Source organism: Paludibaculum fermentans (genome assembly GCF_051172195.1).
GTDB lineage: Bacteria > Acidobacteriota > Terriglobia > Bryobacterales > Bryobacteraceae > Paludibaculum > Paludibaculum fermentans_A.
In genome coordinates, this window is sequence record NZ_JBPJAQ010000001.1 from 643,350 (window position 1) to 661,154 (window position 17,805).

The following is a 17,805-nucleotide window of genomic DNA, read 5'->3' on the forward strand; positions in this document are numbered from 1 at the left end:
CATGTTATTGCGCTTGATCACCTGGCCGTACGTCCGCAAACACCTGCTGCGCTGCGCGCTCACCACAGCCGGCATTGTCCTGGGCGTGGCTGTCTTCGTCGGCATGCATACGGCGAACCAAAGCGTCCTGTATGCCTTCAACCGCACTGTCGACAAAATCGCCGGCACCACCCAATTGCAGGTAACGGCCGGGGAAACGGGCTTCCCCGAAGAGGTGCTGGAGCGCGTCCAGGCCCACCCGGGTGTCGGCGTCGCTGCGCCCGTCATCGAAGCGACGGTACAAACCGGACTCCAGGGGGAAGGCAACCTCCTCGTCCTGGGCGTCGATATGACCGGCGACCGCAATCTGCGCGACTATGAACTCGAGAAGGCGGACGAGTCCATCATTGACGATCCTCTCGTCTTCCTGGCCCAGCCCGACTCCGTGATCGTCAGCGAAAAGTTCTGCCAGCGCAACGGCTTGAAGCTGAACGACCACCTCACCATGCGCACCATGGAGGGGCCCAAGAAGTTCACCATCCGCGGCGTTATGCAGGGTGACGGGCTCGCCGCAGCCTATGGCGGCAACCTGGCCATCATGGACATCTATGCCGCCCAGATGGTCTTCGGCCGCGGACGCACGTTCGACCGCATCGACCTCTCCGTCGCCGAAGGCCAGCAGGTGGCCCAGGTCCGCAAGACGCTCCAGGCGGCGCTCGGTCCGGGACTCCAGGTGGACCCGCCCAACTCCCGCGGCCAGCAGTTCGAAGCGATGGCCAAAATCTACTCGGTCAGCGCCAACATCAGCAGCCTGTTCGCCCTGTTCATCGGCCTGTTCCTGATCTACAACACGTTCTCGATCGCCGTCACTCAGCGCCGCAGCGAAATCGGGATCCTCCGCGCCTTGGGAGCCACGCAGGGTCAGGTGAAACGCCTGTTCCTGCTGGAGAGCGGCATTGCCGGGCTGCTGGGCTCGCTGGTGGGCCTCGGCTTCGGCTTGCTCATCGCCCGCGGCATGGCGCGCTATATCAGTGATTTCATGGGAGAAGTCTACGGCGTCGCACAGCGCGCCGAAGAAATCTCAGCCGATCCCCGCCTGCTTCTGACCGCGCTTTTTCTGGGCGTGGCCACCAGCCTGATCGCCGGCTGGATCCCCGCCCGGAACGCCGCTGCCGTCGATCCCGTGAAAGCCCTGCAGAAGGGCCGCGTCCAGGTCATCACCGAGGGTGAGAACCGCCTGCGCCGCTGGTCGGCCCTCACCTGCCTGGTCCTGGCCGTCGTCTCCATCTTCTTCAGCCATCAGCCTTTTTTCCTTTACTCGGGCTATCTGCTCAGCGTCCTGGCGGCGCTGCTGCTCACCCCTGCACTCTGCAGTTGGCTGGCGGCGCTGCTGCGGCCCGTGATGAAGTTCCTGCGGCCCGTGGAAGGTGCCCTGGCCGCCGACAGCATCCTGCAATCCCCGCGCCGGACCTCGGGCACCGTGGCCGCCCTGTCGCTCTCGGTCGCTTTGGTCATCGGTTTGGGCGGCGTCTCCAAAGCCAGCTACGAAACCATCCTGAATTGGGCGGATGCGGCCCTGAATCCCGACCTTTTCGTCAGCAGTTCGCAGGGCATCACCCAGCGCAGCTTCCGCTTCCCTGCCTCCCTGGGCGAGGAGATCCGCGTCGTGGAAGGCATAGATGAGATCCAGGCCGTGCGCACCGCCCGCATCGTCCACGAAGGCACGCCCGTCATGCTGGTCGCGGCCGAGGTTCACCGGCTCGCCAAGCGCGTGAAAATGCAGGTACTGGAAGGCGATCCCAGGACAATGTACCAACTGGTCGAGCGCGGCCAGGGGGTGGTGATCAGCGACAACTTCGCCCTCCTGCGGAATGTTCACAAGGGCAACATCCTCCACATCATGACGCCTTCCGGACAACTGGACATGCCCATCCTGGGCGTCGTGGTCGACTATAGCGACCAGCAGGGCACCATCCTGATGGATCGCCGGGTCTTCGTAAGGTATTGGAAAGACGACACCATCAATGTCTTCCGGGTCTATCTGAAGCGCGGCTACACCCAGCAGGCCGTCCGCCAGGAGTTATTGCGCCGCTTTGGCGAGCGCACGCGCTTCTTCGTCCTCACCAACGGTGAGATCCGGGCATTTATCCTCAAGATTACCGACCAGTGGTTTGGGCTGACGTATGTCCAGATCTTCGTCGCCGTGCTGGTGGCGATTCTGGGTATCGTGAACACGTTGACGGTGTCGATCGCCGACCGGAAACGGGAACTGGGCGTCCTGCAAGCGGTGGGCGGCCTGCGGAGCCAGGTGCGGCACACCATCTGGATGGAGGCGCTGGCCATCGGAACGCTGGGCTTGCTGATTGGCTACGCCCTGGGCGCGGTGAATCTGTACTACATCCTCGAGGTGACCCGCCGCGATATTGCCGGTATGCGCCTCAACTACCGCTATCCGTTCGAGATCGCCCTGACGCTGATCCCGGTCATGCTGGGGGCGGCACTGTTGAGCGGCGCTGGCCCCGCCGAAGCGGCGGTTCGCGGCTCCCTGGTGGAGGCCCTGGAATATGAATAAGTACTTCCTGATCTTTCTCTTATCCCTCTCGCTGGCGGCCCAGGACGGCCGCGCCATCGTGGCCGAATCGCAGAAGCGGTCGCACGCCGACTCCCAGCGGTACGAGGGCACGCTCGAGGTGAACGACGCGAAACGCAAGGTCTCCACCAAACGCTGGATCTATGAGCGCCTGGGCTCGGCCGGCGAGTCGAAGGCCGTGCTCCGCTTCACGGCTCCGGCTGAGGTGAAAGGCGTCGCCCTGCTCATCCACAATCACCCCGACCGCGCATCGGATCAATGGATGTGGACCCCGGCAGTCGCCCGCGAACGCCGCATCGCGCTGCAGGACCGCCGCACGCGCTTCTTCGGGACCGACTTTTCATTCGAGGACCTCGAGGAACGCGATGTAGACCGCTCCAGCTACAAGACCCTGGGCGAGGAGAATGGCGCCTGGAAGATCGAAGGCACCCCCAAGCCGGAGGCCAAATCGCAGTACACCCGCCTCCTGATCTGGATTCGCAAAGACAACTACGTCGCGACGCAGATCGAATGCTACTCCAATGACAAGCTGATCCGCCGCATCCGCTATACCGAGCTGGAAAAAGTGCAGAACATCTGGACCGCCCGGAACGTGGAAGTCCATGACCTGTCGAGGGATAGCAGAACCACGCTGAAGCTGGAAAAGCTGCAGTACAACCTGAGCCTGGCCGCCGAAAGCTTCACCCTGCAGGCTCTGCGCCGGGAGCAATAACGTGCGCCTGCCGGTCCTGCTGCTCTGCTGTGCCTGCCTCTCCGGGCAAAGCTTCACGCAGAGGGGCTTTTTTGAGACGCGGAACTACGTCTATCCTCAGACGACGCAGGGGGATAGCGGCCGGCTGGTGAGCGAGGAACTGCTGCGCTGGGAGCCGTCCTGGAAACCGCGGCCCTGGATCCAGGTCAACGGCGGGCTGGACGTGCGCTTCGATTCGCACCGCCAGTTTGAGCGCGCCTGGCGGCTCGACTGGGCGGACCGCGGCGAACAGCGGCCCGCGTTCGGCGTGCGGCGCTTGAGTGTTTTGTTGAACAAAGGCGGGCTCACCTTTGAGGGCGGGCGGCAGTTCATCCGCTGGGGCAAGGCCGATCTGCTGAATCCCACGGACCGTTTCGCGCCCAAGGACTTCCTGAACGTCATCAACTCCGATTTCCTGGGCGTAACCGCCGCCCGCATCACCTACGAGCGCGGTTCGAATACCTTCGATGTCGTTTACCAGCCGGTGTTTACCCCCAGCCGCGGACCGTTGTTCGGGCAGCGTTGGGTTCCACTGCCGGAGCAGGTGCAAAACCTACCCATCCGCAACCTTGGAGCCGACTTCCCGGGCCGTGGCCAGATGGGCGCCCGCTGGAGCCACGGCGCGCGCGGTGTCGAGTACTCCCTGAGCCTCTTCGACGGCTATAACCACTTGCCGCTGCTCAACTTACAACCGGGACTGAGTGTCGGAGTGCAGCGCTACTTCGCCCAGATGCGGATGTATGGCGGCGACTTCGCCATGCCCCTGCCCTGGTTCACTTTGAAGAGCGAGGCGGCCTACTTCACCTCCAAGACACGCACGGCGGACGAATATGCCCTGTATGTCGTTCAATTGGAACGGCAAAGCGGGGAGTGGACGTTTGTCGGGGGCTACGCTGGCGAAGCGGTGACCAACAAGCGGGTGCTGCTGGACTTCGCGCCGGACCGGGGCTTGGCCAAAACCTTCCTGGGCCGGGCCAGCTATAATCTCGACGCCAATCGGACGGTATCGTTCGAAGGAGCCCTGCGCCAGAACGGCGCGGGCATGTACTCGAAGGTCGAGTATTCGCAGAGCATGGGCAGCCACCTGCGGGCTACTGCAAACTTCACACTGCTGCGCGGCGACGCGGGTGATTTTCTGGGGCAGTATCGACGCAACTCCAATTTGCAGCTCATTTTGCGTTATAGCTTTTAGAGTGGCTCAACTACGACAGCTTCGCGCGGCCGATCTGGACGATGCCATGGCGTTGTCCACTTCCGTCAGTTGGAACCAGACCGGGGAGGATTGGGCCCGATTGCTGCGCCTGACACCGGAGCATTGCTTCTGCGTCGAGGAAGACGGCCGGGCCGTGGCCTCCGCTGTGGCGATCGCCTATGGTGACGCGCTGGCCTGGATCGGGATGGTGTTGACGTTGCCGGAGTATCGCGGGCGCGGCTTCGCTTCGCTACTACTTAGACAGTGTTTGGATTCGCTCACCGTACCCACGGTGAAGCTGGACGCGACGGAGTTGGGCCGGCCGGTCTACGCGCGCCTGGGCTTCCAGGAGGAGTATGTGGTCGAGCGTTGGCGCGGGACGCTCCCGGACAGCCCGAAGCAGAGTTTCCCGATCGACTGGGAACTGGACCGCCAGGCGTTTGGCGCGGATCGAAGGGCCTTGTTGATGGAGTTGGGCGAGGCGCGTCCAGGCCGGATGGCTTCCTTTGTCGGCCCCATCGTCTGCCGGACACAGGAGGAAGCTCGGGTGCGCATCCTCGGTGCAGGAGTCTCCGGGCCCACCCTCTGGGATATCCCTGAGAACAACCGGGATGCCGTCGCCTTGGCAACGGAACTCGGCTTCCAGCCCGTGCGGAAGCTGTGGCGGATGCGCAAAGGGGCGCCCATCGAGGAGCGCCCGGATTGGGTCTATGCGCTGGCCGGCTTTGAGTTCGGCTGACGGCTATTCCAGGATCGTAACCCGGCCCGTGGCGAGGTCGTAGTCGGCTGCCACCACTTTCAGCGTGCCTTCATGTACGGCATGCGCCAGTATGGGCGGGGCGTTGCGGATCTGGCCGGCCACCCGTTTGGCATTGGCCAGTACGCAATTGCGGACGGCGTCGCCCGGCTCCTTCTTCGTGGCCTGCACCGACGGCTCTATCGCCTTCACAATGCTGGAGATGTGCGCTTCCCTGGTGTGGTTGACGGCGGCCGTGACGGCGCCGCACTTCTCGTGGCCAAGCACCATCACCAGCTTGACGCCGAGATGCTCAACGGCATACTCCACGCTGCCCAACACCACGTCGTCGACCACATTGCCCGCTTCGCGGATGACAAAGAGGTCACCCAAACCGGCGTCGAAAATCAACTCCGGCGGCACGCGCGAATCGGCACAGCCCAGCACGACGGCATAGGGGTGCTGGCCTTTGGTCAGTTCCGCGCGGCGTTCCAGGCTGGCATCGGGATGGGTCTCACGGTGTGCGGCATAACGGTCGTTGCCATCAACAAGCATCGCCAGCGCCTTGGCGGCCGGCACTCCGGCCGGATGTTCTTCCGCTGCCTTCAGCGGCAGCAGTGACGAGCAGAGGGTGAAGAGCACGAGTCGGTTCATCTAATTATCTACTTTAGGACCTTGTCGTCTTGAATGAGTAGAAGTTTAGGAAATTTCCGCGAAGCCCGTACGCCGCTCGTACAATGGAGGCATGCTGCGGTGTCTCGCCTTCATGGCCCTAACTGCTGCTTTGTGTGGAGCCCAGGAATTGGGCGAGTACAAAGTGGAGCGCGCCGGCTCCGGCTTCCGCTTTCTGGAAGGTCCGGTCTGGTCGAAGGACGGGCATGTCATCTTCAGCGATACGTCCACCGGCAAGATCCACCGCTACACGCCCACCAAAGGCATGGAACTGCTGCGCCAGGATGCGGGCGGGCCCGCCGGCAACGCCCTGGACGAGCGCGGCCGGTTGATCACCTGCGAGGAATCGCGGCGCCGTGTGGTGCGCACGAACTCGAAAGGCGAACTGGACGTCCTGGCCGATAAATTTGAGGGCAAGCGGTTGAATGCGCCAAACGACGTGACGATCCGCAAGGATGGTCATATCTTCTTCACCGATCCGGCGTTCGGGAAGGACGACGACGCGAAGGAGTTGCCGTTCTACGGTGTCTTCCACATCACGCCGAAGGGGGAATTGAGCGTGGTAGCCCGCTGGCCGAAGCGGCCAAACGGCATTGCGCTTTCGCCAAACGGGCACGTCCTGTATGTCACCGGCAGCGATGAACGCGTGGTGCGGGCCTATGATGTGGACCGTCAGGGCGCGGCCACGAATGAGCGAATTCTGATTTCGGGCATCCAGGGTGTGCCCGGTGGTATCCGAACCGACGAGAAGGGCAATCTGTACATTGCCTGCAAGGGTGTGGCGATCTACTCGCCCGAGGGGAAGCTCCTGCGGAACTTGGAGATCTCGGAAAATCCGTCCAATCTCGCCTTTGGCGATGCGGACCTAAAAACGCTTTATGTCACAGCGCGCACCACTCTGTACAGGGTGAGGCTGGACGTGAAGGGATCGGCACAAATCGAGTGAAACAGGAATCCGCGCAGAGCCGGCGCTATCCGGCGCGCCCCTTGTTGGGCGTTGGCGCAGTGATCTTTAAAGATGACAAAGTCCTTTTGATTGAACGGGGTAAGGAGCCCCTGAAGGGCTGGTGGACGCTCCCCGGCGGTTTGGTGGAGACCGGCGAAAGGCTGGAATGCGCCGTGCGTCGGGAAGTGATGGAAGAGACCGGGCTGGCGGTGAAACCCGTCGTGGCAGTCGCCATCTTTGAGCGCATCATGCCCGATGTGGAAGGCCAGACCGAGTTTCATTACGTGATCGTCGATTATCTGTGCGATTGCACGGGCGGGACGCTGGCCGCGGCAAGCGATGTCGCGGCGGCGAAATGGGTGGCGCTGGACCGGTTGGATACGGTCAAAATGGCGCCGGGCACTCCGCCGGTGATCGAGAAAGGCCGCCTCATGCTGGCGGGCATTAAGGGATGAATCCAGAGAGCCTGGAGTTGTTGGAATACGAGAGGTTGCGAGCCCTGGTCGGGCGTTATGTCGGCAGTGAAGCCGGGCGCCGCGAACTGGGGCGGGTGGAGCCGTCGATGGACCGTGCGGCCCTGGAGACCGGGTTGGCCGAGGCCGCCGAGGCGATGGCCTGGTTCAAGGATGCCGCGAAACCGAAGACCCGGGGCGGCGACGCTCCCCCGCGCCTGCGGTTTGAAGGGCTGCCGGACGTCGAGGCCGCGGCGGCGAAGCTGCGGATTGAGGGTGTCGTGCTGGACGCGCTGGAGATCAGTGCGATTGTGATGGTGCTGGAGCGCGCAACGGAGGTCCGGCTGGCGCTGGCTCCGCAGTCGCAGTTCTACCCGCTGCTGGCGGGCCGCGCGGCGCAGATTGGCGATTTCCGGCCGGCTTTGCGGCAAATTAGCGGCAAGATCCTGCCGGACGGTTCCATTTCAGACGATGCCAGTGTCGCCTTGCGCAGGATCCGCCGCGACAAGGAGCGGATGCGCGGCGACATACAGGACTCGCTGGAACGGTTTCTGAAATCGCACCGCGAGGACGGGCTGCTGCAGGAAGAGTTCGTCACGATTCGCAACGAGCGTTTCGTCGTTCCGGTGATCCCGGGGGCCAAGAAGAAGCTGCCGGGCGTCGTACACGGGTCGAGCGGCAGCGGACAGACTCTGTTCCTGGAACCCATTGAAACCATTGACCTGAACAACGATCTGGTGCGGATGGGCGAGGAAGAGCTGCGCGAGGTCTACCGGATTCTGCGGGAGATGACGGACCATCTGCGCGAGCACCGGTTTGAGATTCAGGGCGCGGCCGAGACGCTGGCGGCGCTGGACCTGATCTTCGCCAAGGCACGGTTTGCGCAGGACTTCGACTGTGTCATTCCCCGGTTCTCGCCGGATGAGTCACCGCGGCTGTTCCTGAAGCATGCCCGGCATCCGCTGCTGCAGGACGTGTTGAGGCGGCAGCAGAAGAAAGTCGTGCCGGTCTCGCTGGAACTGGACAGTTCGCGAAGGACGCTGCTGATCAGCGGCCCGAATACGGGCGGCAAGACAGTGGCGATGAAGACGGTCGGGTTGATGGCATTGATGGCGCAGAGCGGCTTGCCGGTGCCGGCCGAAGACGCCGAGTTCCCGCTCTACGACGACGTGCTGGCCGATATCGGCGACAACCAGAGCATTGAGCAGAGCCTCTCCAGTTTCAGCGCGCATGTGGCGCGAATCAAAGAGATGGTGGAGGCGGCCACGTCGGGCGCCCTGGTGCTGCTGGATGAACTGGGCCGGGCGACCGATCCCGAGGAGGGCGGCGCGCTGGGCGTGGCGATTCTGGACGAATTTCGGCAGCATGGCGCGTTCACGCTGGCCTCCACCCACCTGCTCGCGCTGAAGGTGTACGGCTCGAATACGCCGGGTGTCGTGAATGCCTCGATGGGGTTCAACGAGGAGACGCTGGAGCCGACATTTGTGCTCCGGATCGGGGCTCCGGGCAAGTCGGCGGGGTTGGACATCTCCAAGCGGCTGGGGCTGCCGGCGCGGCTGATTGAGCGCGCGCACAAGGCAATGTCGTCGACGGAACGGGACATCGCAACCTTCCTCAATCAGTTGGAAGCCAAGATTGGGGAAGTCTCCGCCGAAGCCGAGGAACTGCGCAAGCAGAAGGCGGAACTGGAAGCGCGCGAGCAGAAGCTGACCAAGGAAATGGAGCAGCGCGAGCGGGCCCGGTTGCGGGAATTCGAGCAGACGGCGGCCGAGGCGCAGAAGCGGTTTGAGCAGCAGGCGCGGGAAGCGATCGAGTCGGCGCTATCGGCTCCGGAGCAGCGCAAGCAGGTGGAGAAGGTGATGCGCCAGGTGGCGCGGACGAAGCGCGAGTTCCAGGAGTCGGTGGAGGCGCTGGCCCATCCGGAAAAGGCGAAGAAGCAGGCTCCGAAGGAAGAGATCGTGGAAGGAGCGCGCGTGCGGCTGCGTGACGTCAGCGGCCCGGCGCGGATCCGTAAGGTATTGAATAACGGGCTATTGGAGGTAGACGTCGGCTTCCTGAAGATGCAGGTTCCGGTAACGGAAGTGACGGAAGTGCTCAAGGGCGACGCACCGCAGACCAAGATGCTGCCAAAGGGTGTGAGCCTGACGACCGGGCCGCGCTGGGACACGCTTTCGCGCGAGGTGAACATCATCGGCAAGCATGCCGAGGAGGCGCTGGAGGAGGTAGACCGGTTCCTGGATTCCGCCTACCTGGCTGGAGTGTTGCGGGTGCGAGTGGTCCACGGCCACGGGATGGGGATTCTGCGCAAAGGCGTCCAGGATCTCTGCAAGGCGCATCCGAACGTGGAGAAGTTTTATCCGGCCAGCCCCAGCGAGGGCGGCACTGGGGCCACCATCGTGGAGCTGAAGGAGAACTGAGCGGGCAGGATTAAAGTGCGGCGAGGGCGGCCAGGACCTCTTCGGTGTGGCCGTCCACTTTCACTTTGCGGAAGATCTTGGCGATGCGGCCTTCCTTGTCCAGGATGAAGGTGGAGCGCTCAACGCCCATGTAGGTTTTGCCGTAGTTGGTCTTTTCGACCCAGACTCCGTACTTTTCGGCGACGGCATGATCTTCGTCGGCGAGGAGGGTGAAGTTGAGGCCGTATTTCTCCTTGAATTTCGCGACGGCGGACACCGGATCTGGCGAAGCGCCGAGGATGACGGCGTTGTTCGTTTCGACGCGGGGCAGTTCATCGCGGAAGCTGCAGGCTTCCTTGGTGCAGCCGGGGGTATCGGCTTTGGGGTAGAAGTAGAGGACTACGTTCTTCCCTGCCAGGGAGCTGAGCTTGAGCTTCTCGCCTGCGTCGGTGAGAAGGGTGAAGTCGGGGGCTTTGGAGCCTTCGTTGAGTTCGGCCATATCGCTCTTTAGGATGCGGCGCAATGGGGCTGCGGATGCCGAAATTCGACGGCCGGATTTGGCAGGAGCCAAGCGGCATGTTATATTCAGAATTGTCCGCAAGAGCGGGGACGTAGTTCAGTTGGTTAGAACGCCGGCCTGTCACGTCGGAGGTCGCGGGTTCGAGCCCCGTCGTCCCCGCCATTCCCTTTCCTGCCCAGCCCATTCGGGCTTCCCTTTCCCCAGATCATAAAATTTCTGCCGTGCCGGTGGTGCGGCTGTAACGCTGCCGATTTGTTAGGATGAGGGCCTATGCTCCCCAATCAGAATCCGCCCGCCCTTAAGCTGGAATCCGCTGCCGACTATCGCGAAGGGTATGCCAATAGCGTGCAATTGCGCGCTAGCCTGTGGGACTTCTTCCTCATGTTTGGTACGGTACGGCAGCAGACTCCGGAAGCGGTGACGATTCAGAACTTCCAGGGTGTCTATCTCAGCCCGCAGCAGGCCAAAGCGCTGTTGAACGTGCTGGCCACGAATGTGCAGCAGTACGAGTCGACGTTTGGCGAAATCCGGCTGGAACCGCAGGGCGATGCGAGTGTGATCCAGTAGAAGTTCATGCCACAGCGGGCGCGGCCGACGACCTACGTCTACTTCTTCCTGTTCTTCCTGATTGCGCAGTTTGGGATTCATGCCACGCTGCTGACGATGCCTTACTTCTGGGATGAAGTGGGGTCGACGATACCGGCCGCCCTATCGATCGGGCATCCCGGAACGGGTGTGCCGCCGGCCATTTCGTTGTACCTGGCAGGGGTCTGGAAGCTGTTCGGAGCCTCTGAATTGTCCACCCGGTGCGCGATGCTGCTGCTGTCGGCTGTCGCCATGCTGGGCATCTTCCTGTTGGCGATTGGGCTGTGCGGATCCCTGCAAGGTGCTCCGGCGATCATGGTCGCCGCCCTGACCGCGTTGTCGCCCTTGTTCTTCGGCCAGTCGATACTGGCACAGACACCGATTCCTGCTGCGCTCTGCCTGGCTTACGGGCTGTGGTTCTACCTGACCGGGCGAAGGGTGGTCGCGGGCGTCTTCGGGCTGTTGCTGCTTTGGGTGCTCATTTCCAGTTTGCCGGGGATCGGGTGGGGCCAGGTGGCGCCGCCTCGGCCGGTCGACTTCGCCGTAACGGCGGCGCGGCGTTTCGGCTCGCTATTCCTGGCCAATTTCCATTTTCTGGCAACGATTGGGGTGCTCATGGGGCTGCGTTCGGGGCGATTGAACCGGACGCGCTGGAAGGTGGCCGGCGGCGTGGCGGGTGTCTATTTCCTGTCGCTTTGCGTGGCCGGGCCGGTACTCGACCGGGACCTTGTGCCGGTGCTGCCTGTGTTCTACACGGCGGCCGTGGTGGGGTTCTACAGCTATGCCTCCAAGTGGAGGATGGCTATGCCCGTGGCGATGCTGTGTGGGTTCCTGACCTGCCTGTGGTTCGCGCCGCCCTTGTGGCCGGACGCTCTTGAGAACAGCCTGGCCATGTCGGATTTCTCAGACCTGCAGCGCATGACGGCGGTATATCTCGAAAAGAATGCCCACGGGCAGGTGGTCGCCACGGCGTGGCCTCTGTCAGTGGTCTTGAAAGAACCGCAATTCGGCTTCGTGGAGAAACCGCAGCGGGTGATGAGGCTGCCGGATTTTAGCGCTGCGTGCCTGGCCAAGGTCGAGAAGGACAGTGCCGGCATCCTGGTGCGCTATTCACGCAGTTGGGATCCGCCGCGGAATATCCTGCTGGCGAACCGCGCGACGCGCTGGTTTGGACGCCGGTATCTGGGTTATCAGCTACCGGTCGAACCCGACGAGATCGAGCGGAAGCTGGGCCTGCACTTGACGGCTAGCTGGCAGAAGCGGGGGCAGTGGGTGGAGATTTACAGCCGCTAAGCGGAATCCCCCTTCCTGTCCGCCTACTTCAGCACTTTGTAGATGTTCGAGTAGTCGTCTGTCCAGACCGGCAGCCAGGGCGCCGGCTTGGGGGCTTCACCCGCCTTCTTGAAATCGGGCCGGTCCAGCAGGTCCTTGTTGCCGGTGATCAGCACCCAGGTGGTGCCGTAGCACTTCTCTTCCTCGTCGTCTTCCGTCTCCACCACCAGGGCGTACTTGCCAATCGAGTTGGCGGCGCGCTCCAGCACGGGCTTGAGATCGATATAGCGGTTGGAGATGTGGATGGCCAGGGCCCCATCGGGCTTGAGGTGGTGGAAGTACAACAGCATCGCCTCACGGGTCAGCAGGTGGACCGGGATGGAGTCGCTGGAAAAGGCGTCGACAGCGATGGTGTCGAAGTTCTGGACCGCCTCACGTTCCAGCGACAGGCGGGCATCGCCCATGGCTATGTCGATGAGGCCTTCGGCCGACTTCAGATACCAGAACTGCTCGTAAGCGATCTTTTTCACCAGCGGATTGATTTCATAGAACCGGTAGAGGTCGCCCATGCGGGAATAGGAGGCGATGGTGCCTGTTCCCAGGCCGATGACCGCCACGCGCTGGATGCTGCCGATGGAGCGGGCCTTCATGACAAGGCCCAGCGCGGTATCGGGGCAATAGTAGGTCGCGATCTCTTTGCGGCGAGCGGGGTGCGTGTACTCTTCGCCATGGTTGATGGCGCCGTGGACCAGGGAGCGGTGCCCGTCCCAGTCGTACATCCCCTCATACTGTCTCACGCGCAGCTCGCCGTAGAAGTTGCGGGCGACGAGGATGCTGTCGGAGACCATTTCGCGCATCTCCCGGGCGAGGCCCCCGATCATGAGCGCGGAGAGCGTGAACAGCGCGATGGATGGCCAGCCGAGCAGCTCCTTGCGGAAGGGCCAGTCCTGGTCGCGCAAGAGGACCAGGGCGGCGATGGCCACGCAGCAGGCGAGGGACAGCGGCAGCTCGTAGTTCGCGTTGAAGACATACGGGGCGATGAGGGCCACGAAGACTCCGCCGATGGCGCCGCCGATGGAGACCATCAGGAAGTAGCCGGTGAGGAACTTGGGGTGCGGTTTGAGGCGCGCCAGTTCGCCGTGGCAGCACATGCAGATGATGAAGAACGACAGCGAGTATTCGGCGATGCAGATGCGGACGTCGGGGCGGGCGGAGGGGTCAAGCCGCATCAGCCAACCGATGGCCCCGATGGCGAATGGTAGAGCCGAAAGGAAGTAGATGCGGCGGTACCAGCCTTCGGCGTCGAAGCAGAGGATGAACGTGAGCAGGTACAGAGCCAGCGGGAGGATCCAGAGGAACGGGATGGGGGCGAGGTCCATGCTCATGTGGCTGGTGAGTGATAGCAGCAGCATGGAGGGCACGGCGGAGAGGCCGATGGCCATCAGGTAGAGCGAGCGGGTGGGCGCCTGCGGAGCGGTCTCTTCCGGAGCGGCCACCGATTCAGCCACGACCGCGGTGCGGTAACTGCGCCATCCGGTGAAGATACAGAGCACGGCGAAGATCGCGAAACCGCCGCTCCAGACATAGGCCTGGTGGTGCAGTGTGAGGTTCGGCTCGATCAGCGGCGGATAGCTGAGCAGTGCCAGCATCGAGCCGAGGTTGGAGAGCGCAAAGAGACGGTAGGGCGTGGCGCCCGGATTGGACTGAACGTACCAGGCTTGGATCAGGGGTCCGGTAGTGGAGAGCAGGAAGTAAGGTAGGCCGATGGTGGCGGCCAGCAGTCCGAGGATGCGGAAGGTGGGGGCGTCCGGCGTGAGCGGCTTCCACGAGGCGGAGGGTGTAATCGGCAGCAGGGCGAGGCAAACCAGCAGCAGGCCGGCGTGCAGCATCCACTGCTGCTTCGGCTTGAGCCTCTTCACCAAACCGTGCGAGTAAAAGTAGCCCAGCAGCAACGCCGACTGAAAGAAGAGCAGGCAGGTGGCCCAAACGGCGGCGGTGCCCCCAAACCAGGGCAGGATCATTTTGGCAATGATCGGCTGGACCTGAAACAGCAGAAAGGCGCTGAGGAAGATGGTAAGAGCGTAGAAAAGCATTCGGAATGTACGATTCTACGGTATTCGGGCAGCTCTGATGGGCGTATCGGACGATGGCATTTCGAGGGAACGGGCACTAGGATCGCTGGACACAGAGGTGGGCCAACCGCCACGCAGTAGAAATTTGATCTGCTTTTGGAGCCGGTGCCGCGTTTACGGAAGGAGATCGAAATGAAACGCAACATCTGGCTGGCGCTGGGATTCGGCGCACTGATCACGAGCAGTTATGCATGGGACGGCGCGCTGCTGCGCCTGGGCTTGAAAGACGTGGACATCCAGCGGATCGCGGAACAGGAGTGCCGCAAGGACTACCTGGGCGAACTGCCGTATGTCAGCAGCACGGCCCGCAAGGCATTGAAGGGCATGACGGAGGACGAGCGGGCACAAGCCGTGCGTGAGGTGGCGGCCGTGGCCAAGGCCTTGGTGCTGTCCCCTTCCTTTGAAGCGGCGCACAACGAGTACATCAAGAAACGCTACAACGCCGTCAATTATGGGATGAAGGTCCAGAGCCAGGAAGAGAAGATGCAGGCCGCCTCAAAGAATCCGGACGCGATGATGGCGGACATGCAGCGGCAGGTGGGCATCCAGTTGGCGAAATCGTACAGCCAAATGGATGTTTCGAGCCTCAAGATGGTATTCGACCAGGACCTGGAGAGCTGGAAGAAGAGCGCGGCCCGCCCGGGCAAGGAACAGGCAAAGTTCAGGCAGTTGCTGGACAAGGGGACGCAGCTGAAGGCCTTGCAGCAGAGCAATCCGGACGAGTTTCGGAAAGGCTATGCGGTGCTGAAAAGCACGGAGATGGGCGGCCCTGACAACTGGGCGGAACTGCAGGCCGGCGGCGACGCGGCGGCGAAGGAAGAGCAGCAGAAGAACTTCAACCAGTACGCGCTGCGTCCGGTGCTGAAGAAGAAGCTGGCTGAGTTTGTGAAGCTGGCGCGCAGCGTCGACTATGAGGCGCAGACCACGACAACGGGCGTACGGAAGTTCGTGAAGCCGGATTACGAGCGGCGCCCGAACAACTGGAAGCTGCTGTTCCGCGTGGGCAAGGCTCCGTCGCTGGCAGCGGCCCAGGCGGCCGAGCAGGTGATGAAGGAACTGTAGATCCGCTGAGGAGTGGAGGGTCTAGCGGACCTTCCACTCCTGCAGGCCGGCCGACCAGTTGGGTTGCATGGTGACTTCCAGCCGGAGTGCCTGCGTGGTGACAGGTTGGAAGGTGATGCGATTGAAGTTGTCCCGGGCAGTCCCAAAGCTGCTGGCTCCTTCCACGGGGACCCAGGCGTCGCCGCGCTTGTAGAGCAGGCGCCAGGAAGCAGGTACGCGCACCTCACCGTGGCCCGTGTCGTCAAACCAGTAGATCTCACTTTCAGAGACCCTGGCGGTCTTCTCAAACGCCAGTTCCACCCATTCGGTTGTGCCCTTGGTGGGCCACCAGTCGAAGTAGGAGGAAGGGTCGCTGGAGGACTCCGGCTGCTCCCCGTCGATGATGGTTTTGGGCTCCTTTTTGCCGGAAGTCGTGATCCGGCTGGTGGTCGCCACCGAGGGGAACGGCAGGGGCTTCGCGGCCGCGTCGTTCATGGGCAGCCACACCGTCATTTGACCCTTTCCGCGGTTGGCCCAGGCGAAGTAGGGGATGGCGGTGAAGGGCTGCGTTTTTCTGGTAATCCGTCCCTGGGCATCGAAGGCGAGGGCTTGCGCGGTGCTGCGGATGACGGTGACACCGCCCAGCAGTTCGGGCTTGAATTCCGCCGTGAGAGTGGCATTGGCGGGCAGCACCAGGTTGCGAACTCGGCCCTCGGGGTTGTCCGGCCACTCCGCGGTGTACACGAGAGGACCGCGCTGCAGCGCGACACGGCCGCGGTCGGCCGCCACCTGGTCATTGGCCAGCACGCGGCGAATGGGCATCGGCAGATTCAGTTCGATGACATCGCCGGCGCGCCAGCTGCGGTCGATCGCAACGTAGCCATTCTGAAGCTTCATCGCGACGGGCTGGCCGTTCACCTTGATGGAGGCGGCGGGGGCGGAAGGCTCCGCAAAGCGGTAAAGGTCGCTGGGCACGGCTTCTCCGCGAGCCCAGCCCGGAATGCGGACATTCACAGTGAAAGCGGCCGGCTTGGCTGGGTCGACCGTGAGTTTCACCGCTCCATCCCAGGGATAGCGGGTCTGCTGGGTGACCTTCACCTGACCCACACCCTCCATCTCGATGCCGGCGGTGCTGGCGGCGAACAGGTTCACGAAAAGCGTGGAGCCGTGCTGGGCGTACATGTAGCCGGGTAAAGACGCGAGGAAGCGGGTGATGTTGCCGGGGCAACAGGCGCAACCGAACCACGGACTGCGCTCGTGCTGTCCGTTGGACTCCAGTGGATTCGGGTAGAAGAATGTCTTGCCGTCCAGCGAGACACCGGAGATCAGGCCGTTGTAGAGGGTGCGTTCCATCACGTCGATGTACTTGGCGTCGGCGTGGAGCAGGAACAGGCGGTGGTTCCAATAATCGTTGCCGATGGCGGCGCAGGTCTCGTTGTAGGCGCTCATATTGGGCAGTTCGTAGGCTTTGCCGAACGCCTCGCCCGCTCCGGTGGCGCCGATGCCGCCGGTGATGTAGAGTTTGCGGGAGACGACGTTCTCCCAGATGCGGTCGATGGCCTGGACGTAGGCGGTGTCGCCGGTCATGGCCGCGACATCGGCCATGCCGGAGTACATGTAGGTGGCGCGGACGGCGTGACCCACGGCTTCCGTCTGGTCGACAACTTTCACATGCGACTGGTTGTATTCGCGGCCGCCACCCTTCTCGGGGCCGGGCCCGCGGGTGTCGAGCAGGAACTTGGCAAGCTTCAGGTAGCGCTCTTCGCCGGTGATGCGGTAGAGCTTGACGAGGCCCATCTCCGTAATCTGGTGGCCGGGCCAGATGGCCTGTTTGCCGGGGCCGAAGGTCCGGTCGAGCAGGTCCGCGGTCTTGAGGGCGATATCGAGCAGATTCCGTTTGCCGGTGGCCTGGTAGTGCGCGGCCGCGGCCTCATAGAGATGGCCGAGATTGTAGAGCTCGTGGCTGTCGACCCCCTCCGATGCCCAGCGGTTGGGGCTGGACCATTTGTGAGGATGCTCCGGATTCATCGTGCGGGCGGTGTATAAGTACCCGTCCGGTTCCTGCGCTGCGGCGATGCGCGTGATGAGCGTATCGAGATAGGCCGCGAGCTTGGGATCCGGTTGCACGCTGAGGGCGTACGACGCGCCTTCCAGCACCTTGTAAATATCGGTGTCGTCGAAGGGAAAGCCGGGCAACTTGTCGCTGAAGCCCTGCCCCTGGAGCGCTTTGGCCGCGCGGATGAAGTTCTCGACACGATCGGTCTCCTCGCACTTCTCAAAGGCGAAGGGAATGGTGACGGCGCGATTGACTTCGATGCGGGGCGCCCAAAAGACGTCATTCACGTGGACTGCGGTGAAAGGGACCGGCTTGACGGGGTAATCGTGCTGCGCCGCGGCAGGGCTGACGAGCGACAGGGCGGCCGACACAACGAGGAGGATCCGGCTGGCTTGCATGCGCTTGCATTATGCCACGGTCCGGCGCATTGCTGAGCCGGAATTGTCCGCACTTCCTGGCAGGGGACCCTCTCGTTAGGGCGCCAGGCAGGATTTCGGGCGCCCATT

At 62.9% G+C, this 17,805-nt stretch carries 14 protein-coding genes and 1 tRNA gene; 11 read left to right on the plus strand and 4 right to left on the minus strand.

What is annotated here, in order from left to right; genetic code table 11:
* Position 1 precedes the first annotated feature (1 nt).
* The 4 genes from ACR9Y2_RS02665 to ACR9Y2_RS02680 are packed head-to-tail and all read left to right on the plus strand — an operon-like array spanning position 2 to position 5,230.
* Positions 2-2,551 carry an FtsX-like permease family protein gene (locus ACR9Y2_RS02665; protein ID WP_435039484.1) on the plus strand — a complete coding sequence of 850 codons (2,550 nt, stop codon included), beginning with the start codon at positions 2-4 and terminating at the stop codon, positions 2,549-2,551.
* On the plus strand, positions 2,544-3,281 hold the full coding sequence (locus ACR9Y2_RS02670) for an outer membrane lipoprotein-sorting protein (RefSeq protein WP_435039485.1): 738 nt from the start codon (positions 2,544-2,546) through the stop codon (positions 3,279-3,281). Before ACR9Y2_RS02665 ends, ACR9Y2_RS02670 begins: the two co-directional genes overlap by 8 nt.
* A 1-nt stretch (position 3,282) precedes the next feature.
* A complete protein-coding gene (locus ACR9Y2_RS02675) occupies positions 3,283-4,491 on the plus strand; it encodes a hypothetical protein (protein ID WP_435039486.1) in 1,209 nt (402 codons plus the stop codon).
* A 1-nt stretch (position 4,492) separates the two neighbouring features.
* On the plus strand, positions 4,493-5,230 hold the full coding sequence (locus tag ACR9Y2_RS02680; protein ID WP_435039487.1) for a GNAT family N-acetyltransferase: 738 nt from the start codon (positions 4,493-4,495) through the stop codon (positions 5,228-5,230).
* A gap of 3 nt (positions 5,231-5,233) precedes the next feature.
* Here the strand turns inward: ACR9Y2_RS02680 and ACR9Y2_RS02685 are convergent, their stop codons facing one another.
* Positions 5,234-5,881, minus strand: coding sequence for a carbonic anhydrase (locus ACR9Y2_RS02685; protein WP_435039488.1), 648 nt, complete (start codon positions 5,879-5,881; stop codon positions 5,234-5,236).
* Between the two features lie 91 nt (positions 5,882-5,972).
* Between ACR9Y2_RS02685 and ACR9Y2_RS02690 the strand changes: the two genes are divergently transcribed.
* From ACR9Y2_RS02690 to ACR9Y2_RS02700, 3 genes are read left to right on the plus strand one after another with little or no spacing between them, the layout of a single operon-like run.
* Positions 5,973-6,845 (plus strand): SMP-30/gluconolactonase/LRE family protein, encoded by an 873-nt coding sequence (locus tag ACR9Y2_RS02690; RefSeq protein WP_435039489.1) that lies wholly within the window; start codon positions 5,973-5,975, stop codon positions 6,843-6,845.
* The gene (locus ACR9Y2_RS02695; protein ID WP_435039490.1) at positions 6,842-7,300 is read left to right on the plus strand and encodes an NUDIX hydrolase; all 459 of its coding nucleotides are present in this window, start codon (positions 6,842-6,844) and stop codon (positions 7,298-7,300) included. Before ACR9Y2_RS02690 ends, ACR9Y2_RS02695 begins: the two co-directional genes overlap by 4 nt.
* Positions 7,297-9,714 carry an endonuclease MutS2 gene (locus tag ACR9Y2_RS02700; protein WP_435039491.1) on the plus strand — a complete coding sequence of 806 codons (2,418 nt, stop codon included), beginning with the start codon at positions 7,297-7,299 and terminating at the stop codon, positions 9,712-9,714. Before ACR9Y2_RS02695 ends, ACR9Y2_RS02700 begins: the two co-directional genes overlap by 4 nt.
* Before the next feature lie 10 nt (positions 9,715-9,724).
* On the opposite strand, the gene bcp is transcribed toward ACR9Y2_RS02700, so the two are convergent.
* The gene (gene bcp / locus ACR9Y2_RS02705) at positions 9,725-10,192 is read right to left on the minus strand and encodes a thioredoxin-dependent thiol peroxidase (protein WP_435044814.1); all 468 of its coding nucleotides are present in this window, start codon (positions 10,190-10,192) and stop codon (positions 9,725-9,727) included.
* A 106-nt stretch (positions 10,193-10,298) separates the two neighbouring features.
* Between bcp and ACR9Y2_RS02710 the strand changes: the two genes are divergently transcribed.
* The 3 genes from ACR9Y2_RS02710 (at position 10,299) to ACR9Y2_RS02720 (ending at position 12,091) form a co-directional block, all read left to right on the plus strand.
* Positions 10,299-10,375 (plus strand) — tRNA-Asp (locus ACR9Y2_RS02710).
* Positions 10,376-10,483: 108 nt separating this feature from the next.
* Positions 10,484-10,780: a DUF3467 domain-containing protein gene (locus ACR9Y2_RS02715; protein ID WP_194448056.1), complete on the plus strand. Its 297-nt coding sequence runs from the start codon at positions 10,484-10,486 to the stop codon at positions 10,778-10,780.
* 6 nt (positions 10,781-10,786) lie between these two features.
* Positions 10,787-12,091 (plus strand): hypothetical protein, encoded by a 1,305-nt coding sequence (locus ACR9Y2_RS02720; RefSeq protein WP_435039492.1) that lies wholly within the window; start codon positions 10,787-10,789, stop codon positions 12,089-12,091.
* Positions 12,092-12,114: 23 nt separating this feature from the next.
* Here ACR9Y2_RS02720 and ACR9Y2_RS02725 read toward each other — a convergent pair whose 3' ends face one another.
* Positions 12,115-14,163 (minus strand): spermidine synthase, encoded by a 2,049-nt coding sequence (locus ACR9Y2_RS02725; protein ID WP_435039493.1) that lies wholly within the window; start codon positions 14,161-14,163, stop codon positions 12,115-12,117.
* Positions 14,164-14,334: 171 nt separating this feature from the next.
* Here ACR9Y2_RS02725 and ACR9Y2_RS02730 point away from each other — a divergent pair, with 171 nt between their 5' ends.
* Positions 14,335-15,264 carry a hypothetical protein gene (locus ACR9Y2_RS02730; RefSeq protein ID WP_435039494.1) on the plus strand — a complete coding sequence of 310 codons (930 nt, stop codon included), beginning with the start codon at positions 14,335-14,337 and terminating at the stop codon, positions 15,262-15,264.
* Between the two features lie 21 nt (positions 15,265-15,285).
* Here ACR9Y2_RS02730 and ACR9Y2_RS02735 read toward each other — a convergent pair whose 3' ends face one another.
* Positions 15,286-17,697, minus strand: coding sequence for a glycoside hydrolase family 127 protein (locus tag ACR9Y2_RS02735; RefSeq protein WP_435039495.1), 2,412 nt, complete (start codon positions 17,695-17,697; stop codon positions 15,286-15,288).
* Positions 17,698-17,805: the final 108 nt, after the last annotated feature.

Bases quoted from the DNA above. Each gene is read 5' to 3' on its own strand.
- ACR9Y2_RS02665 (WP_435039484.1), top strand. From the start codon at position 2: ATGTTATTGCGCTTGATCACCTGGCCGTACGTCCGCAAACACCTGCTG.
- ACR9Y2_RS02670 (WP_435039485.1), top strand. From the start codon at position 2,544: ATGAATAAGTACTTCCTGATCTTTCTCTTATCCCTCTCGCTGGCGGCC.
- ACR9Y2_RS02685 (WP_435039488.1), bottom strand. From the start codon at position 5,881: ATGAACCGACTCGTGCTCTTCACCCTCTGCTCGTCACTGCTGCCGCTG.
- ACR9Y2_RS02690 (WP_435039489.1), top strand. From the start codon at position 5,973: ATGCTGCGGTGTCTCGCCTTCATGGCCCTAACTGCTGCTTTGTGTGGA.
- ACR9Y2_RS02700 (WP_435039491.1), top strand. From the start codon at position 7,297: ATGAATCCAGAGAGCCTGGAGTTGTTGGAATACGAGAGGTTGCGAGCC.
- bcp (WP_435044814.1), bottom strand. From the start codon at position 10,192: ATGGCCGAACTCAACGAAGGCTCCAAAGCCCCCGACTTCACCCTTCTC.
- ACR9Y2_RS02715 (WP_194448056.1), top strand. From the start codon at position 10,484: ATGCTCCCCAATCAGAATCCGCCCGCCCTTAAGCTGGAATCCGCTGCC.
- ACR9Y2_RS02720 (WP_435039492.1), top strand. From the start codon at position 10,787: ATGCCACAGCGGGCGCGGCCGACGACCTACGTCTACTTCTTCCTGTTC.
- ACR9Y2_RS02725 (WP_435039493.1), bottom strand. From the start codon at position 14,163: ATGCTTTTCTACGCTCTTACCATCTTCCTCAGCGCCTTTCTGCTGTTT.
- ACR9Y2_RS02730 (WP_435039494.1), top strand. From the start codon at position 14,335: ATGAAACGCAACATCTGGCTGGCGCTGGGATTCGGCGCACTGATCACG.
- ACR9Y2_RS02735 (WP_435039495.1), bottom strand. From the start codon at position 17,697: ATGCAAGCCAGCCGGATCCTCCTCGTTGTGTCGGCCGCCCTGTCGCTC.